The sequence below is a fragment of the Psychrobacter sp. ANT_WB68 genome, from assembly GCF_008369115.1.
Taxonomy (GTDB): domain Bacteria; phylum Pseudomonadota; class Gammaproteobacteria; order Pseudomonadales; family Moraxellaceae; genus Psychrobacter.
Genome location: NZ_VOAZ01000002.1, coordinates 624,822 through 637,926 on the forward strand (window position 1 = coordinate 624,822; position 13,105 = coordinate 637,926).

Genomic DNA, 13,105 nt, shown 5'->3' on the forward strand with positions numbered 1-13,105 from the left:
TCTTGCGAAGTGTTTTTTGAGGTCAGTCAATTATCCACTAAATTTTATAAAATGAATGTCAGTTTGCTTTATCTAAAAAGACGTTTATTTGTTCAAAGAGAAATGCCGTGAGTCGCCAGCAAAGCAATCAAAACAATAATATGCAATCCATTAATACTCAGCCGCCGTTATTTAAGCAAGTTTGTGTTATCGGTCTCGGGTTAATTGGTGCCAGCCTTGCCCAAGCCATTAAAGACAATGGTTTGAGTGAGCGATTGGTGGCGGTTGATAGACATGCGCCAAGCATCGACGAAGCCATTCAGCACGGTTTGCTAGATGCTGGTAGTGCCGTCTTAAGTGAAGTAGTATCGGGCAGTGACCTGATTGTCATCGCCGTACCAGTGCAAGCGGTGCAAGCCGTGTTTGTCGATATCAAAGCTGCCATGGATAATGGGCAGATTTCTTCTGATTGCATCATCACTGACGTCTGTAGCACCAAAGGTAATATCATTGATGCAGCAAAAGCGGTCTTTACTTCGCTACCAACTGGCTTTGTACCAGCGCATCCGATTGCTGGCGCTGAAAATTCAGGGTATCATGCCAGGCGCGCCACATTATTTATCAATCATAGCGTTATTATTTGTGAGCTCCCAACGACAAACCCTTGGGCGATTTCCAATCTGCGTCAGTTATGGGAAGCGGTAGGTGCGACTGTCATGTCAATGGATGCCGAGCATCATGATGCTATCTTAGCGCATACCAGTCATTTACCGCATCTGCTGGCATTTAACTTGGTCGAGCAGCTGGCGAGTCATGATGATAATTTAGATATGTTTCGTTATGCAGCGGGCGGCTTTCGCGACTTTAGCCGCATCGCTGCCAGTGACCCTAAAATGTGGCATGATATATTTTTTGCCAACCAAAGCGCAATCGTAAGCGCCCTTGATGAGTATGGCATTTATTTACAGACCATGCGTCAGCTTATCATTGATAAAGATTCAACCGCCCTGATGGGACTTTTGGGCCGCGCGCAAGCCGCACGGCGACATTTTGGCCATATGTTAGCCAGCACCCCTTATACGGATACTCCTGCTATGTCAGCTTCTTATATCATTACCCCTAGCAACACCGTTTCTGGCACCATTACCATTCCTGGTGATAAGTCTATCTCTCATCGCAGTATTATGCTCGGTAGCCTTGCAACAGGCGTCACCAAGGTCACTGGATTTTTGGAAGGGGAAGACGCGCTTGCTACTTTGCAAGCGTTCCGAGATATGGGCGTGACCATTGAAGGCCCTGATAATGGGCAGTTAACCATTCACGGTGTTGGTATGAACGGTCTAAAGCCAAGTAAAACGCCATTATATATGGGCAACTCAGGCACCAGTATGCGTCTGCTAGCGGGTATCTTAGCCGCACAGTCATTTGATAGTGTATTAACAGGTGATACCAGCTTAAACAAGCGCCCAATGGAGCGTGTGGCAGCACCGCTACGTGACATGGGTGCGGTCATTCAAAGCACGGGTCATAGTGGCACAGCGCCACTTAGTATCACTGGTCGAGATAGTGTTGGCAAACCTCTACAAGGCATAGAGTATGATATGCCGGTTGCTTCTGCGCAGATTAAATCTTGCTTATTACTGGCTGGACTGTGGGCAGAAGGCACAACAACTGTGATTCAGCCTGAAATCAGTCGAGACCATACCGAGCGTATGCTCTCAGCCTTTGGTTATCCCGTTACCGTTGATGGCAATCGTATCAGTGTTGAGGGCGGTGGTAAACTCACAGGCGGTGACATCGCGGTCCCTGCTGATATCTCATCAGCGGCATTCTTTATGGTCGCTGCGGCTATCAGTCAAGGCAGCGAGTTGACCTTGAAGCAAGTTGGCATTAATCCAACGCGTACCGGTATTATTGATATTCTAAAGTTGATGCAAGCGGATATCAGCCTGAGTAATGAGACTCATGTCGGTGGTGAACCAGTAGCAGATATCACTATTCGTGGCTCAAACTTGGTCGGTATAGAAATACCTGAGTATCTGGTGCCGCTCGCGATTGATGAGTTCCCAGTATTGTTCATTGCTGCCAGCTGCGCCCAAGGTCGTACAGTGTTAACGGGTGCAAAAGAGCTGCGCGTTAAAGAGTCAGATCGTATTGCCGTCATGGCAGACGGCCTACAAACGCTAGGTATTGATTGTACGGTTACCGAAGATGGTTTAATTATTGAAGGTAAAGGGATTGAAGGCAAGGGCAATAGTGCTGATATCAATGAAGTGAATAATAGCCAACCTGTCTTTGGTGGCGGACATATTACCTCGCACCATGACCATCGTATCGCGATGAGCTTTGCTGTAGCTAGTCTGCGCGCATCCAAGCAGATTACCATTGAAGGTGTTGAGACTGTTAATACCAGCTTTCCAGGATTTGCAGAACTTGCCAATCAAATCGGTATGTCTATTCAAGTGGATAAGGGTGCGGCTTAGGCCCTAAAAGACTACTCACTTGATAAGCACTGGTATTGGTTTTTGTAGTGTTGGTTTCGCAATTCAATGAAGTCCATAAGGTTAATTATTAACCTTGACGTAAAAGTTGTTTTTAAAGTTGTTGTCGTTAGCAATGTGTTGATACTTGAATGGTATTAACGCATTGCTTTTTACTTTCTACCCTATATATAGTAACCCTGCGCTCTTATCGCTAAGTCTTTATTATTCATAAATACTAAGTAAGGTCGCGCTTTGCTCTAATTAAGTTGTCTTGCCTTATGACCACTCAAAATGTCGTCAAAAAACCAGTCGCTCCAATCAAAACCACACGAAGTGGCATCGTCACTGCGCTGATCGCTTTTTGTATATGGGGCGCGTTTCCTTTATATTTTAAACAGCTATCGGCTTATAATGCGACAGAAATTATTGGTCATCGTATTGTTTGGACGTTTGCGTGTTTACTCATCGTCGTGGTTGTAACCAAACGTTGGCAGTGGATAAATACCTTAAAGCAAAACCCAAAATGGATAGCGTTGACTTTTTTGTCAGGTATTATTATTGCGACCAACTGGCTCACGTACGTATGGGCGGTCAATCATGATCAGATACTTGAGGCAAGCTTAGGATATTTTATTGGCCCACTCGTTGGTGTGGCGTTATCGATGATTTTATTCAAAGAACGCCTACGTACCCTGCAATGGGTCGCGATTGGTTTTGCGCTATTGTCTGTGGTCATTCAAGTGGTGATGCTGGGTAGCCTGCCATGGTTATCGCTCATTCTTGCTTTTAGCTTTAGTACTTACGGCACTATCCAGCGCCAAACACCATTGACTGCGGTCGATGCGATGTTTGTTGAAACCACGATGCTGGTACCTATCTTTATTTGGTGGTTTTGGCAAGCGGATGTGGTCAGTAGCCAGCTGAGCTTTTGGTTTACGCCAAACATTTGGCTATTGATGCTGGCAGGTCCGATTACGCTGATACCGTTATTACTCTTTAATAGATCGACTAAGTTGGTTGCTTATAGTATTTTAAGCTTTATGAATTATTTGACGCCGACCTTTATTTTCTTCTTGGCCGTATTCTATTATAAAGAGCCTTTTGACCTAAATCGTTTAGCTGTCTTTGGTTTGATTTGGCTAGGGTTGTTATTATTCAGCATTGACTTGTGGCGTCATCGCCCTAGTAAAGCGTTAAAAGCCGAGCGTCTGCGTGAAGAGGCTTTGCAGCAGAGTAAGTAAAAACTTGATTGCAAAACTAAAGTTAGAAATCCGGATTGAAAATTAACAAACAAGGCTAAAATCATGTTTCATACCGAATCTGATGTGGTATTTGTCAAAGGCTTAACAGTAGAAGCCGTCATCGGTGTCTATGAGTGGGAGCGCACCATTACTCAGCCATTACTGATTGATATTGCGCTTGAAACAAATATCAGCCGTGCTGCTGTCTCAGATGATGTGAATGATGCACTCAATTACAAAGCAGTCTGTGATGACGTTAGCGACTGGTGCCAAGTTATTCAGGCGCAATTACTTGAGCATTTGGCTGGGCAAATCGCTGATAAGCTGCTTGCAAAGTATGCCTGTCAAAAAATAACGTTAAGTATTGCTAAGCCGACGGCTATTCAGCAGGCTGATGCGGTTGGTGTACAAATCACGCGTTATGCAGAAGCCAGTGAAGATAAACCTTCTATAAGCAAAGGTAATGATGCATAAAAATCTGGCTGGTTTGAATCTTTCAACATTTACAAGATGCGCCCCCGAACAGTTGCAAACGCAGTCTGTGATAGCAGTGCTATTGGCTTTGGGCAGTAATTACCAAGCTGAGCATTATCTGCCGCGTGTCCGAGAAGCTCTAGCGGCGCTAGGGGAAATACAGTTATCTACTGCGTTTCAAAACCCTGACTTTACATCTACTAAAGCGCAACCGAAGCCTGACTATACCAATCAGTGTGTCCATATTTCGCTAACGTCACCGATGACATTACAACAGTTACAGCAAACCTTTAAACAATTTGAATGTGATTGCAATCGGCAGCGTTTAACAGAAGCTCAGACGCCAATAAAGAAAGTTACGATGGATATCGATATTCTGCTAATACAAACGGCTTTTAATGAAAATAGCCTAAGCAAGAAAAAGCTATCTAACTGGATAATCATGGCAGATCGTTATCCATTTAAAGCGCATGAAAGAACAGGAATCGAGGAATTGATTTTGAAAGGTTCTTTAAAAGGTTAAATTAAGTGGCTAAGATTCTGATAAAAATAGGATACTGTTGAAAACAGGCAGAAGCTGTCGAAAGCGGATAGCTCTATTAAAACCTCTCAAAATAAGAGCTAGGCAAGATGCCTAGCCTAAACTGACTACTCAAAATAGTTTTGAATCAACTACTGCGCCGTCAAACCACCATCAACGATAAACTCTGAACCCGTTGAATAGCTTGAATCATCAGACGCTAAGAATAGTACCATGCCGCTGACTTCTTCTGGCTGTGCCACGCGTTTCATCGGAATGCTCTTAGCAAAAGCTTCAACCGCATCTTTGGTGTCGCCCTGCATAATCATTGGCGTGGCAATAACGCCTGGGTGAATGGAGTTAACGCGAATGCCGTAAGGTGCGCACTCCAGTGCAGCCGCTTTAGTCATACCGCGTACCGCAAATTTAGAATCGGTATACCCAATAGCACCGCCAACCAAACCATTAATCGATGAGATATTAATGATAGAGCCTTGTTTAGCGGCTTTCATGGTTGGAATAACCGCTTTCATGCCTAAAAAGACTGATACTTGGTTAATCTCTAGAATCTTGCGATACTCTTCTACCGAGGTATCTAAAATAGATTTGTGCGTGGTAATACCTGCATTATTGACCAGCACATCGACTTGACCAAATTTTGCTTGGGCCTCTTTAATGACTTTTGCCCAATCATTTTCATTGGTGACATCATGCTTGATGAATAGGGCGCTATCGCCAAGCTCTTTTGCCAACGCTTCGCCTTTTTCGCTATTGATATCGGTTAATACTACTTTAGCGCCTTCTGCCATACACAGACGCGCATGGGTCTCGCCCATGCCTTGAGCGGCACCAGTAATGATGATAACTTTATCTTGTAAACGAGCCATAATGTCTCCTAGTTTTTTTAGTTGTGGATATTGAAAGAGTATAAGACATAATCGCTAAATACTCATTAGTGGTTATGAAACCATCACTCAACATTCTATGTTTTTAGACAATATCTTTAAATTACACCTTTAAATTATGTCTTTGAATAGTGATAGTGAGAAAACAATGTATAAAGCCATATTAGATTTTTGTTTCAATAAGGTCGGTAGCCAAAAGTTTTTTGAGAAAGACATAGGTTTTGATAAGCTTTTGATAGAGCGGTACAGTAATTTGCTTGAGCAGGCAGCGGCGGCAGAGCTTTATGAATGGCGAAGTAGCATTGAGGGCAGGTTAGCGGAGATTATCGTATTAGATCAATTTTCGCGTAATATTTACCGCGATTCGCCAGCTGCCTTTGCCCAAGATGCCATGACACTAGCGCTCGCACAAGAAGCAGTTACTGCTGGCGCATTAGAAGCGCTTGAGACCGTAGAGGCGCGAAAGTTTATACTCATGCCTTATATGCACAGTGAGTCAAAACTGATTCATCAACGAGCAGTGCCCTTGTTTGAGCAATATACCAATGCCGATACCATAGAGGCTGAGATAAAACATAAAGTGATTATCGATCGATTTGGTCGTTATCCGCATCGCAATGACATTTTAGGACGGGTTTCGAGTAGTGAAGAAATAGAGTTTTTGACGCAGCCTGACTCGTCATTTTTATAAATATCATTTAATAAATAGCTAATCGATAAAGCGCTATTTATCAATTGGTTAAAATACAAAAGAGGCTGTTTGGCCTCTTTTGTATTTATTTTGGACTATCGCTAGCAGCTTACTTCTGCTCAGCGCCTGCTGCATCCATATCAGTACGGCCAATAACATCTAAATCCTCTAAGCAAAGCTTATCGTATTCCTTTTTGCAAAAGTCAGGATCGATTTTGCACATCGCCGTTTGCAGCTGATCGAGACGATTTTCTGATTGCTGGATATGCTCGAGCATTTTAGCAAAGGCTTCTGCGACAGGGTCTTGAGAGAATGGATCAATACCATAGGCTTGAAAGGTAGTGGTTCGTTTATTGTTTGGCACAGGATTTTTTACTTTATCGCTATCGGTATGAGCAGCTTGTGCGACTTTTCCTTGCTGTTTGGTGTCCTCTACTTTGGTCGTAATAGGATTGCCTTTTTCGTCATGATTGTCTGAGATCATACGGGCGGCACTACCGACCATCGTCGCCCCTGCTGGCACTGCTTTTACCACCACGGCATTTGAGCCAATTTTAGCGCCTTTACCGACCGTGAAAGGCCCTAATACTTTGGCACCGGCACCGACAATGACACCGTCTTCTAAAGTAGGATGACGTTTGCCATTATTCCATGAGACACCGCCAAGGGTCACGCCATGATATAAAGTGACATCATTGCCAATCTCAGCTGTTTCGCCAATCACAACGCCAACGCCGTGGTCAATAAAGAAGCGCTTACCAATTTTTGCGGCAGGATGAATCTCGATACCGGTCACGATGCGGGAACCATATGAGATAATGCGCGCTGCCAGTTTTTGTTCATGATTCCAAAGATAATGGGCACCACGATGTAAGACAAGCGCATGGATGCCAGGATAGGTCAGGATGACTTCCAGGCTATTACGTGCCGCTGGGTCACGGTTGAATACCGCATCGATATCTTCTTTTAAGTCTTTTTTGATGCTGGCAAGCGATTTGAACAATTTGGCTGGCAATGACATAAAGCGTCCTATCGTATTTTTGATGACAATCTCTTTAGTTATAGCAGTTTCGCAGTACAAAATATAGCGATGAATAATAAATTAAAACAGATTGTTTATAGATGAACACCAAGCAGTGGCGATTTTCCTATAGACAATCATAGGTGACTTGCACAGGTTACTTAGCTGTCACTGGTAACATATTTTAGCAGTTCGATAACCTGTTCAGGCGTTTGCGCCCATGCCATTGCAGCCGCATCCACTTCTTTTAGTGGATGAATAATATCTTCAGCATGTAGCGTGATATAAGGCTTGCCCAAAGCGGCGCAGTAGCCCGCGTCAAAGGCGGCGTTCCACTGTTTGTATTTATCACCAAAGCGAATGATGGCAATATCACATTTTTGAATCATATTTTTGGTACGAATCGCATTCACCTTTGATGACTGATGGTCGCGCCAGAATCCATTGTCATTTTCACCCAACACATCACCAGCCGCGTCGCTGGCTTCATGGTCAGTCACGGCGGATGTAAAGGTAATAGCAAGACCATGCTCTTTTGCGCCTTGCATGATTTTTTGGCGCCAGTCGCTGTGTATCTCTCCAGATAAATAAACAGTCCAGTTCACTGTTAACTCCTTTTTATTATTAAATCATATAACTTGTAAAACATTACTAGTGCTGCTAATGCCAAACACTCAATGCTTGAAACTTTGCGCATTAGAAACTTTAGTCTTTTGAAAGCTTAGCAATCAATGCACTCAATAGCTGATATTCTTTTTGATCAAGCTGTAAGCGTGAGCCCAGTCGTGACAGTCGCGACGGTAGAGATTTCAGATTGTCGCTATCGGCCAAACCACGTTGAACCATCAGTTCAGTCGTACGATGAGTCAGCTGTTGCAGTTGCTGCTGGGTAATGGCTGGCTCATCCCATTGTTGACGTAAGGTCACATCAAGCGTCGGTTGGATGCTAGCGTTTATATCAGTATCTAAATCATCCGCTTTTTGACAATGTGTCTGCGCGTAAGCAAAAATAAAGCTGGCAATGACTTGGACGGCTGAAGCAACATTAAGTACGGGGTACGCTGGATTGGCATCAATTTGAATATGATAATCGGCGTAAGCCAATTCTTCATTGGTCAAACCGCGGTCTTCACGACCAAATAAAATGGCGATATTTGGCTTGCTTATAGGTTGAGAGTTTTCACTCAGTTGAGGGTTTGCATTGTTATCCACCACATCGACAGCCATTTGCTTATCTATAAAGTCAAACATGATTTTGGCGGCTTGCGTAGGCGTCACTACAGGGCGCGGTAAATGCCTGCTACGACTGCTGGCCGCAAATACCAACTGGCAATCCGCTATCGCAGATTCTAACGTCGGTGTAATAGTGGCTGATGATAGTAAATTATTGCCGCCTGCTGCATGAGAGACACTGGTCTCATCAATAGGCAGCTTGGGATTAACGACGGTCAAGCGCGATAAACCCATGGTGTGCATGGCTCGTGCTGCTGAACCAATATTGGCAGGTAGGGTGGTGTTGACCATGACGATTTGCAAACAAGACAAATAGTCGCTTACCGTATGAGGAACGGCTGATGCTGCTAATAGTGAGGAAGAAACTTTACTCATTACAATCCCAATCTTTGGTTAATTTCTTGCTCAACCCGTTGTAACGCCAATGCAACTGCTTCAATCAGTTCAGCTTGGTCGCTGATAAGACGCTCACGGCAAGCTTCTTGCAACTGCCCACTAAGATGCGTTAATTGGGTCGCGCCCAAATTGACACTGGCACCTTTTAGCGCATGAGCAACCTCATAGCCATTGGCATTGTCACCTTTTTGTTGAGCGTTTCTTAAGTCAGCAATGCGCTGTTGACTGTCGGTAAAATACACTTGTATCAAATCGACAAAGTCTTCTTCTAACAAGTCACGCATGTCATCAAATTGCTCGTTATTGATAATCTCGTCAATTTTAGTATTCATATTATTATCTGGGTTGTCAGTCATGATCATGTGTCCAATATGGTAAAAGTTAAAGCAGGACAGTTAACTAACAGTCAGGTTAACTATAATGAAAGTGCAAGTTATCTTCACTAACCATGCTCTTTAATTGTTGTAAGTTGTCATCGTTAGGGTAGATGCGCCAATGTTCAGATAGTCCCACATTGGCAATACCAAACTCTTCATAAATGCTCAATCCAAGCGGTAGGCAGTTATCATTAATAGAGGCATCTGTGTTGCTAAGGGCATTATTGGCATAACCATTGCTATTTTGATACAGCGCGTCTTGATTCATATCATTTTCTAGCGCCAATAAATCATTGCCATTTTCATCATATAAGTTACCACCCATGGATGGGTCATACGCACCGTTACCACCGCCACCATTATTACCTTGCTCGTCCTGCTCATCGTTATAAGACAACCGCGGTGCAGGGATGATGTCTGCTTGAGCAGATTTAAGCAGTGGCTGCATACGTGTCAGCAGATTAATATCGCTACCGTGGACTTTGATGCTGATTTTTTTGAGCCAACGCAAGCGCGCATCCACCATACTCATGGCATTATCAAGGCGGGCAAACAGGCGTCCGTCACGCTCACGAATACTGCCTTTAATTACCACCACTTCATCGATTTTTAGTTGGTCTTTCACGCGGTTAAAGCGCTCAGCATAACAGCTGACCTCTAACCGTGACGTCCCATCGTCTAAGGTAATGACATTACGAGTGCCAAAATTGGCAATATCAATGATCAAACCGGCAAAATAGCAGCTACCGTTATAGCCAGTATCTGTCAGCTTATCGAGACGTGCGCCTGAAGTATAACGTTTTAGCTCCTCACGATATTCATCGATAGGATGTCCGGTTAAATAGAGCCCTAGAGTATTTTTCTCCGCTTTTAGACGGTGTTTGTCACCCCAAATCAGCTCTGGCGTCATAACCAATGGCGGCGCAGCAACGACACCATCCAGCTCACCAAACAAGTCCATCATACCGATTTCTCGATTTTGACGGTCTTGTTCAGCGGCTTGTACGGCGCTTGGAAGCTGACTCATTAGTGCACCGCGAATCTCGTAAGCTTCATCGGCTGGTAAGTCAGGTCGCAATGTCGCTGCAAAATCATCAAAACAGCCGGCACTAACCAATGCTTCAAGCGTGCGTTTATTGACTTTTTTGATATCTACTCGGCGACAGAAGTCATATAAATCTTTAAAAGGTCCTTCACGGCGGCGCGCTTCAACGATAGACTCAACTGCACCTTCACCAACGCCTTTAATCGCCCCCAATCCATAAATAATATTGGTCGGGGTGTCGGCGACGAAATGCCATTCACTACGATTCACTGATGGATTAACGACGGTTAAATCAAAGTTTTCACGGCAATCATTAATGAAGAAAACCACGTTATCGGTATTGTTCATGTCTGAAGTTAGTACCGCTGCCATAAATTCGGCAGGGTAGTATTGTTTTAGGTAAGCGGTCTGATAAGCCAGTACGCCATAAGCAGCCGAATGCGAGCGGTTAAAGCCGTAACCGGCGAACTTTTCCATCAAGTCAAAGACGCCGCCTGACGTTGCCTCATCAATACCTTGCGCCGTCGCACCCGTGATAAAGATATCACGCTGCTTAGCCATTTCTTCAGGTTTCTTTTTACCCATGGCTCGGCGTAGCATATCCGCGCCGCCCAAGCTATAGCCTGCCATCACCTGCGAGATTTGCATGACCTGTTCTTGATAGACAATAACGCCGTTGGTATTTTCTAAAATAGGCTCAAGGTTTGGATGGTCATAAATGACTTCCTCACGACCATGCTTACGGTCGATATACATATCTACCATACCTGCATCGAGCGGGCCCGGGCGATAGAGCGCACACATGGCGATAACGTCCTCGATATTGGTCGGTTGTAATTTTGCTAAGTACTTTTTCATGCCCATACTTTCTAACTGAAAGACGGCAGTGGTCTTAGCATCTTGCAATAACTTATAGGCTTTTTTATCATCTAGTGGCAGGTCTTCTAATACCAGTGCATCCTTGCCTTCTTTTGCGCGGCGCAGGTTGATATTTTCGACAGCCGCATTAATCACCGTTAAGTTACGCAGACCCAAGAAATCGAACTTGACCAGCCCAACCGCTTCGACATCATCTTTATCAAATTGGCTGACACGATGACCTTCGTCATCACAATAAATGGCGCTAAAATCGGTAATTTTGTGCGGTGCAATCAACACACCGCCGGCATGTTTACCGACGTTCCGGCAAATGCCTTCAAGCTTAATGGCCATCTCCCACACTTCGATAGCATCTTCATAATCCATATTATCAGGATTGGAGATTAAGTCTTTGAGCTGTGGTTCTTGTTCAAGCGCTTGACTCAGTGTGATTCCCGGTGTCTTGGGAATGAGTTTCGACATCTTACTCGCAAGGAAGTAGGATTTACTTTGTGCACGTGCCACATCTCGTACCACTGCTTTTGCTGCCATCGTACCAAAGGTAATGATTTGCGAGACTGCTTCACGACCATAAGTTTGCGCCACATAATCAATAACACGGTCGCGCCCTTCAATACAAAAGTCAATATCGAAATCGGGCATTGAGACACGCTCAGGATTTAAGAAGCGCTCAAATAATAAGTCATAGTGAATAGGGTCGAGGTCAGTGATGTTGAGCGCATAAGCGACCAGCGAGCCTGCACCGGAACCACGACCGGGGCCTACGGGTACGCCATTGGCTTTTGCCCAGCGGATAAAATCCATAACGATAAGGAAGTAGCCGGGAAAGCCCATTGAGAGGATAACCTTTAGCTCATACTCTAAACGCTCATCGTACTTTTGGCGAAAGTCGTTCCAGTTATCACCGCGTTCCTCAATGGGAAATAGTTTGTCTAAGCGATTTTCAAGCCCGCGCTGCGACTCTAAGCGAAAGAAAGATTCAATCGTTTCGCCTTCAGGAACAGGGAAGTCAGGCAAGACGTTAATGCCAAGCGTCAAGGTCACATTACAGCGGGTTGCTAGGCGCAAAGTATTGTCGATCACCTGCGGAATATCAGCAAATAATTGCTGCATTTGCATTTGAGTTTTTAAGTACTGAGCATCGGAATAGGTCTGCGGACGATTGGGGTCGGCAAGTACGTACGAGCCTGCGATACAGACGCGCGCTTCATGGGCATCAAAATCGTCTTGCTCTAAAAAGCGCACATCATTATGAGCAATGATAGGAATGCGATGCTTGGCACCTGCGTGAATAGCTGCTTTAATAAAAGCGTCTTCACCTGAGCGATTGGTGCGTTTGATAGCAAAGTATAAGCGGTCATCAAATTTTGCTTGCCACTCCGAAAGCAGCTCGTCGGCTTTTTCTGGCATGGAGCCGACCAATGCTTGACCAACATCGGATTTTTCAGTAAATAAAACTATGACACCTACCGCGTGCTCTAAAACATGGCGACGTTGAACAACCGGCACACCATGATTGGCAGCATCGGCCCGCCCTTCGGTAAAGCCAAGCGATACGATACGAGTGATATTTTGATAGCCTTCATTGTCCATCGCCAACAATACCAACCGCGTGTCTTCATTATCCATAATGATTTCACTGCCGATAATTGGCTTGATGCCCGCACCTAAGCAGGCGCGATAAAACTTCACCGTGGCATACAGGTTGGATAAATCGGTCAACGCCAACGCGCTTTGATTGTCTGCTGCCGCCGCTTTGATAAGCGGCTTTATACGCACGATAGAATCGGTAATTGAATATTCGCTGTGGATGCCAAGGTGTACAAATGCCATAGAGGACTCTTACGGATGCGATCAAAAG

At 44.6% G+C, this 13,105-nt stretch carries 11 protein-coding genes; 5 read left to right on the top strand and 6 right to left on the bottom strand.

All coding sequences use genetic code 11. The annotated features are described in order from the left end of the window. Positions 1–140: 140 nt before the first annotated feature. The 4 genes from FQ084_RS07780 (at position 141) to FQ084_RS07795 (ending at position 4,700) form a co-directional block, all read left to right on the top strand. Positions 141–2,462 carry a bifunctional prephenate dehydrogenase/3-phosphoshikimate 1-carboxyvinyltransferase gene (locus FQ084_RS07780; RefSeq protein ID WP_149490211.1) on the top strand — a complete coding sequence of 774 codons (2,322 nt, stop codon included), beginning with the start codon at positions 141–143 and terminating at the stop codon, positions 2,460–2,462. A 278-nt stretch (positions 2,463–2,740) separates the two neighbouring features. Continuing rightward, entirely contained in the window at positions 2,741–3,703 is a 963-nt protein-coding gene (rarD, locus tag FQ084_RS07785; RefSeq protein WP_149490060.1) for an EamA family transporter RarD, read from the top strand. 63 nt (positions 3,704–3,766) lie between these two features. Then, complete coding sequence (gene folB, locus FQ084_RS07790) at positions 3,767–4,177, top strand: dihydroneopterin aldolase (protein WP_149490061.1); 411 nt, start codon at positions 3,767–3,769, stop codon at positions 4,175–4,177. Further along, complete coding sequence (locus tag FQ084_RS07795; RefSeq protein WP_149490062.1) at positions 4,167–4,700, top strand: 2-amino-4-hydroxy-6-hydroxymethyldihydropteridine diphosphokinase; 534 nt, start codon at positions 4,167–4,169, stop codon at positions 4,698–4,700. Before folB ends, FQ084_RS07795 begins: the two co-directional genes overlap by 11 nt. Before the next feature lie 149 nt (positions 4,701–4,849). On the opposite strand, the gene FQ084_RS07800 is transcribed toward FQ084_RS07795, so the two are convergent. Next, entirely contained in the window at positions 4,850–5,584 is a 735-nt protein-coding gene (locus FQ084_RS07800) for a glucose 1-dehydrogenase (RefSeq protein WP_149490063.1), read from the bottom strand. A 166-nt stretch (positions 5,585–5,750) separates the two neighbouring features. Between FQ084_RS07800 and FQ084_RS07805 the strand changes: the two genes are divergently transcribed. After that, the gene (locus FQ084_RS07805; RefSeq protein WP_149490064.1) at positions 5,751–6,293 is read left to right on the top strand and encodes a DUF924 family protein; all 543 of its coding nucleotides are present in this window, start codon (positions 5,751–5,753) and stop codon (positions 6,291–6,293) included. Between the two features lie 109 nt (positions 6,294–6,402). On the opposite strand, the gene cysE is transcribed toward FQ084_RS07805, so the two are convergent. From cysE to dnaE, 5 genes are all read right to left on the bottom strand, one after another. Next, positions 6,403–7,275 carry a serine O-acetyltransferase gene (gene cysE, locus FQ084_RS07810; RefSeq protein ID WP_410477336.1) on the bottom strand — a complete coding sequence of 291 codons (873 nt, stop codon included), beginning with the start codon at positions 7,273–7,275 and terminating at the stop codon, positions 6,403–6,405. A 200-nt stretch (positions 7,276–7,475) separates the two neighbouring features. Beyond that, positions 7,476–7,919, bottom strand: a complete 444-nt coding sequence (locus FQ084_RS07815; protein ID WP_149490066.1) for a YtoQ family protein — start codon at positions 7,917–7,919, stop codon at positions 7,476–7,478. A gap of 100 nt (positions 7,920–8,019) precedes the next feature. Beyond that, the gene (locus tag FQ084_RS07820) at positions 8,020–8,922 is read right to left on the bottom strand and encodes an RNA methyltransferase (RefSeq protein WP_149490067.1); all 903 of its coding nucleotides are present in this window, start codon (positions 8,920–8,922) and stop codon (positions 8,020–8,022) included. Beyond that, positions 8,922–9,299 carry an Hpt domain-containing protein gene (locus tag FQ084_RS07825; protein ID WP_149490068.1) on the bottom strand — a complete coding sequence of 126 codons (378 nt, stop codon included), beginning with the start codon at positions 9,297–9,299 and terminating at the stop codon, positions 8,922–8,924. Before FQ084_RS07825 ends, FQ084_RS07820 begins: the two co-directional genes overlap by 1 nt. A gap of 55 nt (positions 9,300–9,354) precedes the next feature. Next, on the bottom strand, positions 9,355–13,077 hold the full coding sequence (gene dnaE, locus FQ084_RS07830) for a DNA polymerase III subunit alpha (protein ID WP_149490069.1): 3,723 nt from the start codon (positions 13,075–13,077) through the stop codon (positions 9,355–9,357). Positions 13,078–13,105: the final 28 nt, after the last annotated feature.

Coding starts and splice junctions, on each gene's coding strand:
- FQ084_RS07780 (WP_149490211.1), top strand. CDS start 141: ATGCAATCCATTAATACTCAGCCGCCGTTATTTAAGCAAGTTTGTGTT.
- rarD (WP_149490060.1), top strand. CDS start 2,741: ATGACCACTCAAAATGTCGTCAAAAAACCAGTCGCTCCAATCAAAACC.
- folB (WP_149490061.1), top strand. CDS start 3,767: ATGTTTCATACCGAATCTGATGTGGTATTTGTCAAAGGCTTAACAGTA.
- FQ084_RS07795 (WP_149490062.1), top strand. CDS start 4,167: ATGATGCATAAAAATCTGGCTGGTTTGAATCTTTCAACATTTACAAGA.
- FQ084_RS07800 (WP_149490063.1), bottom strand. CDS start 5,584: ATGGCTCGTTTACAAGATAAAGTTATCATCATTACTGGTGCCGCTCAA.
- FQ084_RS07805 (WP_149490064.1), top strand. CDS start 5,751: ATGTATAAAGCCATATTAGATTTTTGTTTCAATAAGGTCGGTAGCCAA.
- FQ084_RS07820 (WP_149490067.1), bottom strand. CDS start 8,922: ATGAGTAAAGTTTCTTCCTCACTATTAGCAGCATCAGCCGTTCCTCAT.
- FQ084_RS07825 (WP_149490068.1), bottom strand. CDS start 9,299: ATGACTGACAACCCAGATAATAATATGAATACTAAAATTGACGAGATT.
- dnaE (WP_149490069.1), bottom strand. CDS start 13,077: ATGGCATTTGTACACCTTGGCATCCACAGCGAATATTCAATTACCGAT.